Below are 15,125 nucleotides of genomic sequence, written 5' to 3'. Positions count from 1 at the left end.
GTCTACAAGTTTTATAGATTAACCGGCGAGACGGAGGTCGATATGTCCTGTATCCAGAACGCCCAGACGGACAGCAGCGGCCAGAGGCTGGCCAATGCCCAGGGCTTTCGCCCGGCCTATGCCGGCGCTTTCGCCTATCTCGTCTTTGCCCTTGCGTTCGTGTTCACCGGGGCAGTCGTGCTGGGCCTTATTCCCTAAGGCACCAGATCGGCAGGGGTAGCTGCCCACAGTTGTCAGGCAATCGGAGTTGAATGAACCGGATCCCGGAGCGCTTTCGCGCCTGTGGATTCGCATTTCACAGCATCAGTGATTCCAGTGATGGAGGAGATGACAATGCCGATCGAATTCACGCATGTTCCCGGCAAGACCGCCGACGCGACGGTTCCCTTTTTCTATGACTTCGCAGAGACCGCGACCAAACTCGGGCTGATCGAGGACGGCGGTTTCCAGAAGATCGTCGTCGACGATTCGGCCGGACTGCTGACCAACATGGATCTTGCCGCCCAGGTGCTCAACCGCACTGCTTCGCTGGAAGTGGTGCTCACCCATTGGGCCGGCGTGATCGAACCGACGGTGGCTGCCCGCCAGTTGGCGTCCATCGACAGGGGCAGCGGCGGACGGCTGGCCCTCAGGATGATCAGCGAGCCGTTGAACGACGACGATGCCGAGACACGGCCGGTCGGACATGGCGTCGTCTGGCAGCGGATCGACGAATATCTGGTGCTGTTGAAGCGGCTGTGGTCGAACGACCGGCCCTTCGACCACGAAGGTGCGTTCTACAGCATCAAGGGTGGTTATATCGAGCGCAAGGGTCCGCATGGCGCCGACCTCGTGATCCGTATGGGCGGGCAATCCGGAACTGCGCTGAAGGTGGCAGGCCGGCATGCCGATGTCTTCGAACTGGCGCCGGGTCCGATCGACGATATCAGGCAATTGATGGAGCGGGCGCGTCGCGCCGCGGCCGAACATGGCCGCGCCGGCAAACTGCGCTTCGCGCTTCCGGTCAGGATCCACCAAGGTGTTTCCGTCGCCGGCCAAAAGACGGTCGACCTCTCCGGGCCTCCGGCCCAGGTCGCGCTGTCGCTGCTTGCCTATGCGGCTCTCGGCATCGATGAGTTCATGGTCATCGGCGTCGACACGCCACACGAGATCGCGACGGCTGGCCGGGAAACCATTGCGTTGCTGCGCAACTCCCTGGCGCGCCGGGAGGCTAACGAATTCCACCACGGAGCTTATGCGCCTGGCGCTGGGCTGGAGACGCGAGCAGTGGGCTGAGGCCCGTCAATCTTCTGTTGCATGATGTCTGCCGGCAAGCCGCGACAGGCCATCGATGACGGCGTCCGAATCGGCCAGCACGCCGAAGACGCCGTCCTCGACCGTCACCATGTGCAACGCCGCTTCATGCGCCTTTTGATCACCGCTGGCGCAGGCGTCCGAAATGGTCAGGCACTGCAAATTGCGGTCACAGGCCTCGCGCAGCGTGGTGTGAACGCAGACATCCGTCGTGCATCCGGAAAACATCAGATGCGTGATGCCTCGCGCGCGCAGCACGAGCTCGAAATCCGTATAGGTGAAGGCGCTGTTGCAGGTCTTGTCTACGATGATGTCGTGCGGTGCGACATCGATCTCCGGAACGATCTGGAACCCCGCGCCCGAGCGCAGCAGGACGTCGGTGCCGTCGAGACCGGCGCGCTTGCGGCGCCATTTCTCATAGGGCGTCATGTCGGCCATGTCGGCGCGGTAACCCTGCCTGGTGTGGACGATGGTGAGCCCGGCCCTGCGCGCGGCCGCGATCAGGCGGTTCACCGTGGGCAGGATCGCCCGCAGCGGCGAGGGGTCATATCCCTTCCTGGCGAAATAGCCCGTTGTCGACAGGAAATCCTGTTGCAGGTCGATGACGATCAACGCAGTGTTTTGGGCCACCAGCCTGCCATCATAAGGGTAGTCGAAGGGTATTGCCTTGATCATCCCGAGCTCCTTGCCGCCGGATCATTCTAGCGACTTCGCATCGATGCCGCGACACCGGAAGTCCGGTATCGTGCGGTGGATATCGCCGGCGCGGATCGCCCATAATCGGTAACAAGCCGTCACGGCGCTTCAGGGTTTTGACCGGCACATTCCCAAGAGTTGTTGAGTGCCGTTGTCATCTTCAATGTTGACTAGTAAGTTCATGTTTTATAGTCAACCCGGGCACCTGCCTGCCGTAACCAGGATTGGAAAACGGCGGCCGCGCTGGAGAAATGCCATGGCCGGGGCCGAAGCCGATACCCAGACCGCATTCTGGCCGCCGTGAGAGCAAGGAAGAAGCTCGTGTCGAGACATGGTTTGTTGGCGGCGTTGGTCGCATCGGTGATCCTGGCGGCGACCGGCGCGGTGGCCCAGGAGCAACCGGCCGTCGCTGCAGCAGTAGTCGGGGCCCCTGCCGCGCCGGCAGAAGCGGCACAAGCTGCTCCAGCTGTACCGGCACCCGCCCCACCGGCGGCTGAAGTACCAGCGATGCCTGCGCAGCCGCAGCCGGCGGGGACGGGCCTTGCGGGGACGATGGAGCTGAACCTGCCGCACGACCTGTCGCCATGGGGCATGTTCATGGCCGCCGACATCATCGTGAAGGCGGTGATGATCGGATTGGCGTTCGCGTCGCTCGTCACCTGGACGATATGGCTGGCCAAGTCGCTGGAAATTTTCGCCGGCAAGCTGCGTGTCCGCCATGCCGTCCGCGCGATCGGCGATGCCGCGACGTTGAAGCAGGCGAGCCGGGCGCTCGACCGCAGTGGCGGTCCCGGCGCGCTCCTGGTGCGGGCCGCCGAGGAAGAGACCGCGCTTTCGGCCGGCGCGCTCGACCATGTCGGCGGGGAGGGACTGAAGGAACGGGTCGCCTCGCGCCTGTCGCGCATCGAGGCGGCAGCGTCGCGGCGCATGTCGCGCGGCGCCGGCCTGCTGGCGACGATCGGGTCCACGGCGCCTTTCGTCGGCCTGTTCGGCACAGTCTGGGGCATCATGAACGCCTTCATCGGCATTTCGCAGGCGCAGACCACCAATCTCGCCGTGGTGGCGCCGAGCATCGCCGAGGCGTTGCTGGCCACCGCGATGGGGCTGGTCGCGGCAATTCCGGCGGTTGTGATTTACAACGTCTTTGCCCGCTCGATAGCCGGCTACCGGCAGACACTGGCCGACGCCTCGGCGGGCGTCGAACGGCTGGTCAGCCGCGACCTCGATTTCCGCGCGATAGCACCCGCGGCGGTGCTGGCGGCAGAGTAGAGGGGGCGGTGCCGTGGGAAGCAGGCTTCGACAGACCATGGACGACGATCTCGAGGAGAGCCACGAGATCAATGTCACGCCGTTCATCGATGTCATCCTGGTGCTGTTGATCATCTTCATGGTCGCAGCGCCGCTGGCGACGGTGGATGTCAATGTCGACCTGCCCGGCTCGACCGCGATGCCGGCGCCGCGGCCAGAAACGCCGATTTTCCTGACATTGAAGGATGATCTCACGCTCGCGATCGGCAACGACACCGTGCCGCGCCCGGCTTTTGCCGCCACGCTCGACAGCCGCACCAAGGGCGACAAGCAGACGCGAATCTTCCTGCGCGCCGACAAGGCGGTGGCCTATGGCGACCTGATGGAGACGATGAACCTGCTGCGTGCCGCCGGCTATCTGAAGGTCGCCCTGGTCGGCCTGGAGGCGGCGCCCGCCGGTGATGCCGCCGCACCGGTGCCAGGCGGAACGGCTGCCCCATGACACGATCGGCCGCCTCGCCCACGATGGGGCTGTCGCGCTTCGGCTGGCGCGACCTTGCCCTATGGGCATGTGCGGCCGTGCTGATGCTTGGGGCGCATGTCGCCGTCGCTTATGCTGTGCAGAATTTCAGTCCAGTCGAACCGTCGGATAGCGGGCCGCCGCCGGCGCCGGTGATCGAAATGGCGCCGATGATGATGACGCCGGCGGCACCCGAACAGGCGGCGATGCTCGATGTAGCGATTCCCGACCAGACCGAGCCGGTCGAGGAGACGGAGAAGACCGCCGAGCCCGACAAGGTAGTCGAGCAAGCCGAACCTGCTGCCGAGCTGGAGACGGTGCCGCCGGACGAACCCATGGAGATGATAGAGGTCGAACCGGTCGTCCAGCCGCCCTTGGACGAGGTCGTCCCCGATATTGTCGAGGCGGTCGCGCCGGAGGTTGTCGTCCCGATGCCGCGGTCAAAGCCGGCCGAAAGACGCAAGGACAAGAAGCCTGCCGAAGCCAAGGTCAAAAGGCCTGCCGACAAGCTCAAGCCAAGGCCGAAGAAGGAAAAGGCCGAACCACTGAAGACGGCAAGTGCCGCGAGCGCCGAAGCCAGGCCCGCCGCCAAGGCAGCGGCGCCGAGTTCGGCGGCCGGGTTTTCGGGTGTCAGCCCGGCCAAATGGGAATCGCGGCTGACGGCGTGGATCAATCGCCATAAGCGCTACCCGAGTGCCGCGAAATCCCGTCGCGCGCAAGGCAATGTGAATGTGACTTTCACCATGGACCCGTCCGGCCGGGTGCTGTCGGCGCGGGTCGTGCGTTCGTCCGGTGATGCCGAGCTCGACCGCGCAGCGCTCGCGGTGCTGCAGGGCGCCACCGTGCCGGCGCCGCCGCCGGAACTCGGCTCGCGCGTCATCCGTACGGCGCCATTCGTGTTCAGTCTACAGGACTAGCGCCGCCCCGTCGCGCTACGCTGTTCTTGGTTGAGCGTGGTTGTCTTTCGCGTGTGCCTTGGGATGCATCGGGTTGCCGCTGAGCTGCGCATGTCTGGCCGGGCGTGCGCCGCGCAAGACATCGAAGGCCTCGGCATAGGCCATGCCGAGCAGATAGGAGATCATGGGAAAACGGCTTGCTTCGGCCATCTGCACCAGTTCGTTGGTCATCGTCGCGATATATTGCAGACTATCGAGCTCTGACTGACGTAGTGACTGATTTGACACCTGCTGCTCCTGTCATCGGATGGAACTCTAGGAATGCGTATGGGCTACACTGGACATGTCGAGTCGGCCAATTGATGGTCGAGCCCGCCGAATGCGGGCCAAGTTCGTACCCGCGAGTAGAAAGGTAAGGTCCGGAGAGTTAATGATTTGTTAAAATTGTAGTAAATCAAATATGATCTAAAATATCTTTCCTGGCTGTAAAGTCTAAAAAAATCGATTTTACTCAGATATGGAGTAGGCAATCGCTAGCATACGCTTTTTCGGGATATTCTTGTTCTTATTTAGCGTAAGCAAGTTGCTAATCCAGCCCGTCCCGGGCAAGGCTGACGACGAGCTGATCGACGCCGGGATCATCGAGCCTGACGACATGCGCCATGCGGATCGCATGCCTGGGCGGGATATTGGACATGTCCTGCCGCATGATGACCGACACGAATGCCGGCCCGGTTTCGGTCAGAAGCATGGCCTTGCCTCTCAGCACCGGTTCGGAGATAGGCGCCCATTGCACCGAGATCAGCGATGGCTCGCCTGTCTGGCGGCGGTTGACGCCGCTGAAATAGATCCAGTTGAGGCGCGAGATCGCCACGCCATAATGGTTGCCGCGCGCCCGCGCCCATGTCGAGCCGCGGCGCTCCGACCATCCGGTGACCCAGCGGAATGTGACCAGTTCAGCCTCGCGACGCACGAAGGTCACCGACCGCATCAGGAGGTCGGCGCGGGTCGGGATCGAAAAATAGGTGAAATAGGTGCCGCCCGCGATCGACGGGGCGGGCGGGCGGATCATCTGGGTGAACAGGCTTTCGGAGATCGGCGGCAGGCCGGGAGCCGTGGGCTCGGGGGTGCCGGGGTCCCGGTACAGTTCGGCCTCGTCGATTCGGAAGTAGTCGCAGATCAGCTTGGCGGTGGCCTTGTTGGGGACGGTCTGCCCCTGCAGGTAACGCTCGAACTGCGTGCGGTTGATGCCCAGTTCGCGGCACACCGCGCTGACGGAAGCATGGTCCTTGCAGAGCCGCCTGAGATTTGCAGCGAGATTGTCGCGAATGGACACTTTTTTGCTTCCGCGGGCGGCTTCTTCATTTCGACTCGGAATCCGTATAGCGCCTTCGGTCGCCCCCGCCGAAACGCCTTGTCACAACACACAGAAAAACTGATTTGAGAACGCCAGTCTAATGGGGCGGCTTCCAAAAAAAATAGCGCCGATCGGAAACCGGCCATCGCCATAAGTCCAATTGACAACCATTTCACCTTGGAAAGGCGAAGTCGCTTCTGGCCATTTTTGGGGGCATTGACGCCGGGTGATGCATCGCGATGTATAGGATGATGCTTGGGCGTTACCGCGCCGGAAAGGCGGACAATCGATTATTCCGCTGGTGGAGCTGAGGAGGATCGAACTCCTGACCTCGTCATTGCGAACGACGCGCTCTCCCAGCTGAGCTACAGCCCCGTCCAGCGGATGGCGCATTTATCGGGCGACGCGGTTTCCTGTCAAGGCGGCGCTTCACCAAAAACCCGCCCGCCGGTCGCGTGGCTGAACCCTGCCCTTGCCGGTTCGGCGCGTAGTGGCTACATGTCGGCAACAATTGGAGACCGGCATGCTCGCCCTCATTCAAACCATCGTCATGGCGCTCGACCTCTATTGGTGGGTCATCATCGCTTCGGCGATCTTTTCCTGGCTCTATGCCTTCAACGTCGTCAACTCGCGCAATCAGTTCGTCGGCAGCATCGGCAACATGCTCTACAGGTTGACCGAGCCGGCGCTGCGGCCGATCCGCCGCTTCATGCCCGACCTTGGCGGCATCGACATCTCGCCGATCATCCTGCTTTTGATCCTGTTCTTCCTCAGGCAGTTCATTCTCACCACGGTGGCGCCGCTGTTGCTGGCCTGACGATCGCATGAGCGCGCCGTACCGCATTCGCGAGAACGGCGTTGATCTGTTCGTCCGGCTGACGCCGAAGTCTTCCGTGGACCGGCTGGAAGGCGTCGAAACATCGGCGGACGGACGAAGCCATTTGAAGGCGCGGGTCCGCGCCGTGCCGGAAAATGGCGCCGCCAATCAAGCGCTGGAGAGGCTGGTCGCCAAGGCGCTGGGCGTGCCGGCATCTTCGGTTTCGGTCGTTGCCGGCGGCACGGCCCGTCTCAAGACGCTGCGCATTTCAGGCGAACCGGCGGCGCTGGCAAGAAGTGTCGATGCGCTCTGCCGTCTATCCTCTACCTGAAGTTCAATCCCCCAGCGGCAAACGCGGATCGTCGACCTTCAGCGTGTTCACGCTCTGCTTGATGCGGCGCAGGTTCTCCAGCACCTTCGGGCCGCGGGTCTCGGCGACCGATGTGACGATCATGTCGACGATCGCCAGCAGCGCGTAGCGCGACGATGTCGGCTTGTAGATGTTGCCGTCCTCGAGCGGCTGCAGGTGGATGACCGTGTCGGCGACCTTGGCCAGCGCGGAGTCGGGCGCAGTGACGGCCACCGTGGCGGCGCCATATTGCTGGGCGACCTGCACCGCCTCGATGACCGAGCGCGCATAGCCGGAGACCGAGAAGGCGACGACGGTGGTGTCCGGCGTGGCAACGGCGGCGTACATGCGCTGCAACTGGCCGTCGATCTGCGCCAGGACCGGCAGACCCAGCCTGAACAGCCGGTTCTGCATCTCGGTCGCCATCATCGAGGAAATGCCACCCGAACCGATGCACAGAACATTGCCTGACGCCGCGAGGCGCGCGGCGACGTCGACCAGTGTCGTCATGTCGAGGTTTTCGCTGACGCGCTGGATGGAGGCGATCGCGGCTTCGGTGATGGCCGATGCGATGCGCTGTTCGCGGGCATCGCGGCTCAGCGGCTCCGGCGACAGATACTGGCCGCCGATGGCAATGGCCTGCGCCAGATAGAACTTGAAGTCGCGCAGGCCCTCGCAGCCGAGGTTGCGGCAGAAACGGGTGACTGTCGGCTCACTGACGCCGACGCGCGCGGCAATTTCCGAGATTGCTGCCTTGGAGGCGAAGTCGAGATCGGACAGAACGAGGCTTGCCAGCCGGCGATCCGACTTGGTGCCGTCCTGCGACATCAGTTGCAGCCGCGTGATGATGTCGGCCGGCGTCTTCATATTCGAGTTTCCGTCGTCATCTCAGCGGCAGGCCCGTCGCCGTGTCGAACAGATGGATGTTGCCGGGGGCGACCGAGACCGGCAGCAGGTCGCCAGGCCGGACCGGCACCCGGTCGCGGAACACGGCGCGCACAGTGTCGGCGCCAATGGTGCCGTAGACATGGGTTTCGGAACCGGTCGGCTCGACGACATCAACCTTGAGCGCCATGGCATCAGTGGCCTCGCCGACGATGAAATGTTCGGGCCGGATGCCGGCCTCCACGGCACTGCCTGCCGGCACCGGTTTGCCGGCGAGCGCAAGCCGTCCGCCGCCGGTCGACTCGAACCAGGTTCTCTCGGGCGTCGTCTTGAGCGCCCCGGAAACAAAGCTCATCGACGGCGAGCCGAGGAAGCCGGCGACGAACTTGTTGGACGGCCTGTCATAGAGCTCCAGCGGCGCTCCGACCTGCTGGATCCTGCCGCGATCCATCACCACGATGCGGTCGGCCATGGTCATGGCCTCGATCTGGTCGTGGGTGACGTAGACGATGGTCGATTTCAGCCGCTGGTGCAGTGCCTTGATCTCGGTGCGCATCTGCACGCGCAGCTGCGCGTCGAGATTGCTGAGCGGCTCATCGAACAGGAAGACGGAGGGTTCACGCACGATGGCGCGGCCCATGGCGACGCGCTGGCGCTGGCCGCCGGAGAGCTGGCGGGGATAACGGTCGAGGTAGGAGAACAGGTTGAGGACGCCGGACGCCTTCTTGACCTTCTGGTCGATGGCGGTGCGGTCCTCGCCCCGGATCTTCGGACCGAAGCCGATATTGTCCGAGGCCTTGAGGTGAGGAAATAGCGCATAGGACTGGAACACCATGGCGATGTTGCGCTGCTGTGGCGGCAGGTCGTTGGCGCGTGTGCCGCCGATCAAGAGGTCGCCGGAACTGATGGTCTCCAGGCCCGCCAGCATGCGCAGCAAGGTCGACTTGCCGCAGCCGGACGGACCGACCAGCACCACGAATTCGCCGCTCGTGATGTCGAGGCTGATGTTCTCGAGTATCTTGTGCTGGCCGAAGGATTTCGACAGGTTGCGAAACTCGACGTCGGTCATGGTCACGCTCCCAATATGTCGTCGATGAACGGCAGGCAGCCGGCGGTCAATCCCGCGTCCACGGGCATCACCACGCCTGTTACGCCCGAGGCCCGGTCGGAGGCAAGGAAAGCCACCGCTTCGGCCACTTCCGAGGCGTTGACGATGCGGCCGAGCGGATAGAGCCGCTGCAGCTTGCCGATTATGTCGGGGTTCTTGGCGAGGCGATGGTCCCAGGCGGCGGTGCGGATCGATCCGGGGCAGACCACATTGGCGCGCACGCCGCTGCGGCCGAGCTCGACGGCGATCGATTTGGCATAGGCGTTGATGCCGGCCTTGGCAGCGGCATAGGCGGGGTTGCCGAAATGCGCGATGGCGTTGACGGACGAAATGAAGACGACGCTGCCCGAACCGCGCGCGGCCATCGCCTTGGCAATGGGATCGGCGAAAATCATCACGCCGGTCAGGTTGAGGTCGAGTTCATGCTCGATCCTGTCCGCCGTCAGCGCATCGAGCGTCTCGGCGCGCGTCCAGCCGGCATTGTTGATCACAATGTCGGGGACGCCGTCCTTTTCGAGCACTGCGGCGACCGCGGCTTCGACCGAGGCCCGGTCGAGAAGATCGAAGACATGACGCGAGGCAAGGTGCGGGCTCGCCAGCGCCTCCTCGGACTGGTCGCAGCCGACCACCCGTGCGCCACTGCCGGCCAGCAGTGCGGCGATCGCGGAGCCAAGGCCGCCACCGGCGCCGGTGATGACGACCGTCCTGCCTTCGAATTCGGCTCTCGAAACCACGGCGCTTGCTCCTCCGGCAGGTCAGGCAGATGCCGGCAGGCTAAAGAATGGAATGTAATTAAGCAACATCATAATCCGCTTGCATGCGGCAAATTCATCGATAATGTAGGAAAGTCACATAAATCTTGTGTCAGCACCGGCACAGGGAGCGCAAAAGCGTGGACCAAATGGGAGAGATCAGATGAACCTTGCGAAATGGACTGCCGGCCTGATGGCCGGAATGGGCATTCTGGCCTTCGCGGCGCAGGCAGAAGCTGGCGAAGTGCGGGTTACCGTCGCCGAATACAGCGCCAAGACCGGCCCCTACTTCGAAGAGGTCAAGAAAGAGTTCGAGGCGAAGAATCCCGGGATCACCGTCAAGTTCGAGGTGGTGCCCTGGGATGTGCTCCTGCAGAAGCTGACCACCGACATCACCGCCGGCACCAATGCTGATCTCTCCATCATCGGCACGCGCTGGCTGATCGACTTCGTCCAGCAGGATGTCGCCGAGCCGCTCGACAGCTATATCACGCCCGAATTCAAGGGCCGCTTCATCGACACCTTCCTGTCGCCCTCGATCATGGGCGGCAAGACCTATGGGTTGCCGATCGCCGCTTCGGCGCGCGCCATGTATTACAACAAGGAGCTGTTCGAGAAGGCCGGCATCGCCAAGCCGCCGGCAACCTGGACCGAACTGCAGGAGGATGCCCGCAAGATCAAGGCGCAGGGTGCCTTCGGTTTCGGCCTGCAGGGCAAGGAGATCGAGACCGACGTCTACTACTACTACGCCATGTGGTCGCAGGGCACCGAGATCCTCAACAAGGACGGCACGTCGGGCCTCGGCACGCCGGGCGCGCTCGAAGCCGCCAAGCTCTACAAGTCGATGATCGACGAGGGGCTGACGGAGCCCGGCGTCACCTCCAACAACCGTGAGGACGTGCAGAACCTGTTCAAGCAGGGCAAGGTCGGCATGATGATCACCGCGCCCTTCCTGTCCAACCAGATCAAGGATGAGGCGCCGAGCCTCAAATACGGCGTGGCCGCCATTCCGGCCGGGCCGACCGGCGCGCGCGGCACCTATGGCGTCACCGATTCCATGATCATGTTCAAGAACTCCAAGAACAAGGATGAGGCCTGGAAGCTGATGGACTTCCTGTTCACCACGGAGCAGCGCGCCAAGTTCACGCAAGGCGAAGGCTTCCTCCCGGTGAACAAGGAAGAGGCCAAGATGGACTATTACGTCAACAACGCCGATCTCGCCGCCTTTACCGCGCTGCTGCCGGATGCCCGTTTCGCGCCGATCATCCCGGGCTGGGAAGAAGTCGCCCAGATCACCTCGGACGCCATGCAGAAGATCTATCTCGGCGGCGACCCCGAGGCAGGCTTGAAGGAGGCGGCAGTCAAGGCCAATGCGGTGCTGAAGAAATAGGGCCGTGTTCAAGAAATAGGGCGTATCTCCCTGCGCCCGTGGCGCGCCCCCGACTCAGGCGGGGCGCGCCACACTTCTAGAAGTGTTCGGCTGCTCTCCAATGTCAGCGCCGCCCCTCATTGCCCTGCCGGGCATTTCTCCCCGTATAGTGACGGGGAGAAAGGGCTGGTCGCAATCTCGGCGCCCTTCTTGGACGCTGGTGACTGGCGAAAGCGGTGACGAAAGCACCCCCTCTCCCCGTCACTATACGGGGAGAGGATGCCGGCAGGCAGGTGAGGGGCGGCGCCGACGGCGGGAAAGAGTTCGAAACCGGGCGCCTGGGAAGAACAGGTCTGTTGGCCAACCAGCGCTACTGATGCCTCGCAAAGCGGTACAAACCAGCCGATGCAAAATCGCTTCCTGCCCTATCTCCTGACCCTGCCCAGCCTGTTCCTGGCTGCGGTGGTCATTTTCTGGCCGGTCTGGGACCTGATCCAGATCGCGACGCACGACGTCAATCGGTTTGGCCAGTTGCGGGAGTTCAGCGGCCTGACCAATTTCGCCGCGCTCACCGCCGATCCCGATTTCATCGCGGCCCTCTGGCGTACCGGGCTGTGGACGGTGCTGGTGGTCGGCGGCGCGCTGCTGGTCTCGATCCCGGTGGCGATGATCCTCAACACCGATTTCTATGGCCGTGGCCTTGCGCGCGTCATCATCATGCTGCCCTGGGCGGTGTCGTTGACCATGACGGCGGTGGTCTGGCGCTGGGCGCTGAGCGGCGAAAGCGGCATGCTGAATTCGGCGCTGATCGGGCTCGGCCTGATCGACCACAACATCCAATGGCTGGCACAGGCCGGCACGGCCTTTCCGATGCAGGTGCTGATCGGCATATTGGTGACGGTGCCGTTCACCACGACGATCTTCCTCGGCGGCCTGTCGTCGATCCCGGATGATCTCTACGAGGCGGCCGCCTTGGAGGGGGCAACGCCGCTGCAGCAGTTCCGCGAGATCACCTTTCCGCTGCTGAAACCGTTCATCAACATCGCCATCGTGCTCAACACGATCTACGTCTTCAATTCCTTCCCGATCATCTGGGTGATGACGCAGGGCGGGCCGGCCAATTCGACCGACATCCTGGTGACCCACCTCTACAAGCTCGCCTTCCGCATCGGCAAGCTGGGCGAGGCGTCGGCGGTGTCGCTGGTGATGTTCGCCATATTGCTGGTCTTCACCATGATCTATGTGCGCCTCGCCATGCGGGAGCAGCGCGCATGAGCAGCAAACTGAAGCGTACCGCCATCGCGTGGCTGCTGCTGGCGCCTTTGATCGTGGTGACGATCTTCCCCTTCGCGGTGATGTTCCTGACCGCGGTGAAGCCACGGACCGAAGTGCTGACACCCACCTGGTGGCCGAGCGAGTTCCGCTGGTCGAATTTTTCCGACATGTGGGTGGCGACCGGCTTCGGCCAGGCGCTGGCCAATTCGCTCTACGTCTCGGTGATCGCTACCGTCGGCGCCATCTTGATCTCGGTGCCCGCGGCTTACGCGATGTCGCGCTTCCGCTTCGCCGGCTACGGCGCCTTCCGCCAGTTCCTGCTGATCTCGCAGATGATCTCACCGATCGTGCTGGTGCTCGGCCTGTTCCGGCTGATGGCCGCCTGGGGGCTGGTCGAGAGCACCACGGCGCTCGGCTTCATCTACATGGCCTTCAACGTCGCCTTCACCGTGTGGATGCTGCAGAGCTATTTCGACACCATTCCGCGTGACCTCGAGGAGGCGGCCTGGATGGAAGGGGCCGGGCGCTGGCTGACCTTGCGAAAAGTGTTCCTGCCGCTTTGCCTGCCGGCGATCGCGGTGACGGCGATCTTCACCTTCATCAACGCCTGGAACGAGTTCGTCGTGGCGCTGACCATGCTGCGCAGCCAGGAGAGCTACACGCTGCCGATCCAGGTGTTCTCGCTGGTCGCTGGCCGCTACACGATCGAATGGCATCACGTCATGGCGGCGACGCTGTTGGCCACCTTGCCGGTGGCGATTCTGTTCATTTGGCTGCAGCGTTATCTCGTCCGGGGGCTGGCGCTCGGGGCGGTCAAATAGCATTCCAGCAATTCAGGAAAAGTTCCCAGCGGTTTTCCGCGCGGAATTGCGAAAAAACAAGAAGTCCACGGAGCTTTCATGCGTATCTTCACCGCCTCGCTGGCGACGGAAACCAACACCTTCTCGCCGGTGCCGACAGACCGGGCCTCGTTCGAGATGGCTTTCTATGCCGGTCCGGGCAAGCATCCGGAAACGCCGACGCTGTGCTCTTCGCCGATCGTGGCGCTGCGCCGCCGCGCGGCCGCGGAAGGTCTCACCGTGATCGAAGGCACCGCGACCTGGGCCGAGCCCGGCGGTCTCGTGCAGCGGCAGACCTATGAGGCGCTGCGCGACGAAATACTTGGCCAGCTCAAGGCCGCCTTGCCGGTCGATGCCGTCATGCTGGGCCTGCATGGCGCCATGGTGGCGCAAGGCTATGACGACTGCGAGGGCGATCTGCTGGAGCGCGTGCGCGGCATCGTCGGGCCTGGCGTGGTGATCGCCTGCGAGTTCGATCCGCACAGCCATCTGACGCCCAAGCGCGTGGCGGCGTCCGACATCATGGCCTATTTCCTCGAATTCCCGCACACCGATTTCTACGAGCGCGGCGAACACGTCGTCGAACTCGGGCTTGCCGCGGCGCGTGGCGAGATCAAGCCTGTCATCTCGACCTTCGACTGCCGCATGATCCAGGTGCTGCCGACCAGCCGCGAGCCGATGCGCTCCTTCGTCGACCGCATCAAGGCGCTGCACGGCAAGGACGGCGTTCTGTCGGTCTCCGTCATCCACGGCTTCATGGCCGCCGACGTGCCGGAAATGGGCACGCGCATCCTCGTCGTCACCGACAATGACAAGGCCAGGGGCGACGCGCTGGCGGAACAACTCGGACGCGAGCTCTATTCCATGCGCGAAAAGACAGCGATGACGATGCTTGATGCCGCCGACGGCATCGACCGGGCGCTGGCCGTACGTGCCGGGAATCCCGGCAAGCCCGTGGTCATCGCCGACGTCTGGGACAATCCCGGCGGCGGCGTTCCCGGCGACGGCACCTTCGTGCTGCGCCAGATGCTGGCGCGCGGCCTGGACAAGCTTGGCGTGGCGACGATCTGGGATCCGATAGCGGTGACCTTCTGCCTGGCGGCCGGCGAGGGCGCTGTCATAGACCTGCGTTTCGGCGGCAAGGCCGGGCCTCAAGCGGGTGAGCCGATCGACGCGCGCGTCAAGGTGCTGAAGGCCGTTAACGAGGGGTGGCAAAGTTTCGGGCCAAGCCGGGTGACGCTCGGGCCGGCCGCGTTGGTCCGCATCGAAGGCACCGAGGTCGACATCATCCTCAACACCAATCGCACGCAGACTTTCGAGCCGGACATTTTCTCCAACATCGGCGTCGATCCGCTGGCCAAGGACATGCTGCTGATCAAGTCGACCAACCACTTTTATGCCGGCTTCGAACCGATCGGCGCCGAGATCATCTATGTCTCGGCGCCGAGTTCGTATCCGAGCAATCCTGCGGTGACCGATTACAGGAAGCTGACACGGCCGGTGTGGCCGAGGGTGAAGGATCCGTGGAAGGTCAGCAGTAAGGGATAACGAGGGGACGTCTGCGCCGCCCCTCACCTGCCTGCCGGCATCCTCTCCCCGTATAGTGACGGGGAGAGGGAGCTGTTATCGACCGCTTCGCTAATCTCCATCGTTACAAGAAAGGCGCCAACGTTGCGGCCAGCCTCCTTCTCCCCGTCGCTATACGGGGAGAAGTGCCCGGC

The 15,125-nt window shown here is 63.4% G+C and carries 17 protein-coding genes and 1 tRNA gene; 11 read left to right on the top strand and 7 right to left on the bottom strand.

The features are described from left to right. Window positions 1–42 precede the first annotated feature (42 nt). Both EN861_RS10110 and EN861_RS10105 read left to right on the top strand, forming a co-directional pair. Window positions 43–198: a hypothetical protein gene (locus tag EN861_RS10110; RefSeq protein WP_135863335.1), complete on the top strand. Its 156-nt coding sequence runs from the start codon at window positions 43–45 to the stop codon at window positions 196–198. Window positions 199–333: 135 nt separating this feature from the next. Next, entirely contained in the window at window positions 334–1,275 is a 942-nt protein-coding gene (locus EN861_RS10105) for an LLM class flavin-dependent oxidoreductase (RefSeq protein WP_127279724.1), read from the top strand. A 6-nt stretch (window positions 1,276–1,281) separates the two neighbouring features. Here EN861_RS10105 and EN861_RS10100 read toward each other — a convergent pair whose 3' ends face one another. After that, window positions 1,282–1,968 carry an isochorismatase family cysteine hydrolase gene (locus EN861_RS10100; RefSeq protein ID WP_127872882.1) on the bottom strand — a complete coding sequence of 229 codons (687 nt, stop codon included), beginning with the start codon at window positions 1,966–1,968 and terminating at the stop codon, window positions 1,282–1,284. Between the two features lie 342 nt (window positions 1,969–2,310). On the opposite strand from EN861_RS10100, the gene exbB reads away from it, so the two are divergent. Genes exbB through EN861_RS10085 form a run of 3 tightly spaced genes read left to right on the top strand, consistent with a single transcriptional unit; the run spans window position 2,311 to window position 4,674 of the window. Continuing rightward, entirely contained in the window at window positions 2,311–3,258 is a 948-nt protein-coding gene (gene exbB / locus EN861_RS10095; RefSeq protein WP_127872883.1) for a tonB-system energizer ExbB, read from the top strand. Between the two features lie 13 nt (window positions 3,259–3,271). Next, on the top strand, window positions 3,272–3,739 hold the full coding sequence (gene exbD / locus EN861_RS10090) for a TonB system transport protein ExbD (RefSeq protein WP_127872884.1): 468 nt from the start codon (window positions 3,272–3,274) through the stop codon (window positions 3,737–3,739). Continuing rightward, on the top strand, window positions 3,736–4,674 hold the full coding sequence (locus EN861_RS10085) for an energy transducer TonB (protein WP_127872885.1): 939 nt from the start codon (window positions 3,736–3,738) through the stop codon (window positions 4,672–4,674). The genes exbD and EN861_RS10085 overlap by 4 nt, the downstream gene beginning before the upstream one ends. Before the next feature lie 15 nt (window positions 4,675–4,689). Here EN861_RS10085 and EN861_RS10080 read toward each other — a convergent pair whose 3' ends face one another. The 3 genes from EN861_RS10080 to EN861_RS10070 all read right to left on the bottom strand — a co-directional run bounded on the left by EN861_RS10080 (window position 4,690) and on the right by EN861_RS10070 (window position 6,385). Next, window positions 4,690–4,941 (bottom strand): hypothetical protein, encoded by a 252-nt coding sequence (locus EN861_RS10080; protein ID WP_127277088.1) that lies wholly within the window; start codon window positions 4,939–4,941, stop codon window positions 4,690–4,692. A 298-nt stretch (window positions 4,942–5,239) separates the two neighbouring features. Further along, complete coding sequence (locus tag EN861_RS10075) at window positions 5,240–5,989, bottom strand: helix-turn-helix transcriptional regulator (protein WP_127277086.1); 750 nt, start codon at window positions 5,987–5,989, stop codon at window positions 5,240–5,242. Window positions 5,990–6,309: 320 nt separating this feature from the next. Further along, window positions 6,310–6,385, bottom strand: a tRNA-Ala gene (locus EN861_RS10070). A 148-nt stretch (window positions 6,386–6,533) separates the two neighbouring features. Here EN861_RS10070 and EN861_RS10065 point away from each other — a divergent pair. Together EN861_RS10065 and EN861_RS10060 are read left to right on the top strand one after the other, a co-directional pair. Next, the gene (locus EN861_RS10065) at window positions 6,534–6,827 is read left to right on the top strand and encodes a YggT family protein (protein ID WP_015315112.1); all 294 of its coding nucleotides are present in this window, start codon (window positions 6,534–6,536) and stop codon (window positions 6,825–6,827) included. A gap of 7 nt (window positions 6,828–6,834) precedes the next feature. Continuing rightward, entirely contained in the window at window positions 6,835–7,158 is a 324-nt protein-coding gene (locus EN861_RS10060; protein ID WP_127872887.1) for a DUF167 domain-containing protein, read from the top strand. Between the two features lie 3 nt (window positions 7,159–7,161). On the opposite strand, the gene EN861_RS10055 is transcribed toward EN861_RS10060, so the two are convergent. The 3 genes from EN861_RS10055 to EN861_RS10045 are packed head-to-tail and all read right to left on the bottom strand — an operon-like array spanning window position 7,162 to window position 9,903. Then, on the bottom strand, window positions 7,162–8,043 hold the full coding sequence (locus EN861_RS10055; RefSeq protein ID WP_127277082.1) for a MurR/RpiR family transcriptional regulator: 882 nt from the start codon (window positions 8,041–8,043) through the stop codon (window positions 7,162–7,164). Between the two features lie 16 nt (window positions 8,044–8,059). After that, complete coding sequence (locus EN861_RS10050; protein ID WP_135863333.1) at window positions 8,060–9,130, bottom strand: ABC transporter ATP-binding protein; 1,071 nt, start codon at window positions 9,128–9,130, stop codon at window positions 8,060–8,062. A gap of 2 nt (window positions 9,131–9,132) precedes the next feature. Then, entirely contained in the window at window positions 9,133–9,903 is a 771-nt protein-coding gene (locus EN861_RS10045) for an SDR family oxidoreductase (RefSeq protein WP_135863331.1), read from the bottom strand. Window positions 9,904–10,084: 181 nt separating this feature from the next. Between EN861_RS10045 and EN861_RS10040 the strand changes: the two genes are divergently transcribed. The 4 genes from EN861_RS10040 (at window position 10,085) to EN861_RS10020 (ending at window position 14,952) form a co-directional block, all read left to right on the top strand. Beyond that, complete coding sequence (locus EN861_RS10040) at window positions 10,085–11,311, top strand: sugar ABC transporter substrate-binding protein (RefSeq protein WP_127277076.1); 1,227 nt, start codon at window positions 10,085–10,087, stop codon at window positions 11,309–11,311. Window positions 11,312–11,695: 384 nt separating this feature from the next. After that, window positions 11,696–12,565: a sugar ABC transporter permease gene (locus EN861_RS10030; protein WP_127277074.1), complete on the top strand. Its 870-nt coding sequence runs from the start codon at window positions 11,696–11,698 to the stop codon at window positions 12,563–12,565. After that, entirely contained in the window at window positions 12,562–13,386 is an 825-nt protein-coding gene (locus EN861_RS10025) for a carbohydrate ABC transporter permease (protein ID WP_127277072.1), read from the top strand. The genes EN861_RS10030 and EN861_RS10025 overlap by 4 nt, the downstream gene beginning before the upstream one ends. Window positions 13,387–13,464: 78 nt before the next feature. Beyond that, a complete protein-coding gene (locus tag EN861_RS10020; RefSeq protein WP_135863329.1) occupies window positions 13,465–14,952 on the top strand; it encodes a M81 family metallopeptidase in 1,488 nt (495 codons plus the stop codon). The last annotated feature ends 173 nt before the right edge of the window (window positions 14,953–15,125 follow it).

The organism is Mesorhizobium sp. M8A.F.Ca.ET.218.01.1.1 (genome assembly GCF_004791165.1).
Lineage (GTDB): Bacteria > Pseudomonadota > Alphaproteobacteria > Rhizobiales > Rhizobiaceae > Mesorhizobium.
This window is presented reverse-complemented; position numbering and strand designations above follow the sequence as displayed.

What these genes read in the sequence shown, in the direction of transcription:
- EN861_RS10110 (WP_135863335.1), top strand. Translation starts at nt 43, where the DNA reads ATGTCCTGTATCCAGAACGCCCAGACGGACAGCAGCGGCCAGAGGCTG.
- EN861_RS10040 (WP_127277076.1), top strand. Translation starts at nt 10,085, where the DNA reads ATGAACCTTGCGAAATGGACTGCCGGCCTGATGGCCGGAATGGGCATT.
- EN861_RS10050 (WP_135863333.1), bottom strand. Translation starts at nt 9,130, where the DNA reads ATGACCGACGTCGAGTTTCGCAACCTGTCGAAATCCTTCGGCCAGCAC.
- EN861_RS10055 (WP_127277082.1), bottom strand. Translation starts at nt 8,043, where the DNA reads ATGAAGACGCCGGCCGACATCATCACGCGGCTGCAACTGATGTCGCAG.
- EN861_RS10105 (WP_127279724.1), top strand. Translation starts at nt 334, where the DNA reads ATGCCGATCGAATTCACGCATGTTCCCGGCAAGACCGCCGACGCGACG.
- EN861_RS10020 (WP_135863329.1), top strand. Translation starts at nt 13,465, where the DNA reads ATGCGTATCTTCACCGCCTCGCTGGCGACGGAAACCAACACCTTCTCG.
- EN861_RS10030 (WP_127277074.1), top strand. Translation starts at nt 11,696, where the DNA reads ATGCAAAATCGCTTCCTGCCCTATCTCCTGACCCTGCCCAGCCTGTTC.
- EN861_RS10065 (WP_015315112.1), top strand. Translation starts at nt 6,534, where the DNA reads ATGCTCGCCCTCATTCAAACCATCGTCATGGCGCTCGACCTCTATTGG.
- EN861_RS10085 (WP_127872885.1), top strand. Translation starts at nt 3,736, where the DNA reads ATGACACGATCGGCCGCCTCGCCCACGATGGGGCTGTCGCGCTTCGGC.
- EN861_RS10025 (WP_127277072.1), top strand. Translation starts at nt 12,562, where the DNA reads ATGAGCAGCAAACTGAAGCGTACCGCCATCGCGTGGCTGCTGCTGGCG.
- EN861_RS10060 (WP_127872887.1), top strand. Translation starts at nt 6,835, where the DNA reads ATGAGCGCGCCGTACCGCATTCGCGAGAACGGCGTTGATCTGTTCGTC.
- EN861_RS10100 (WP_127872882.1), bottom strand. Translation starts at nt 1,968, where the DNA reads ATGATCAAGGCAATACCCTTCGACTACCCTTATGATGGCAGGCTGGTG.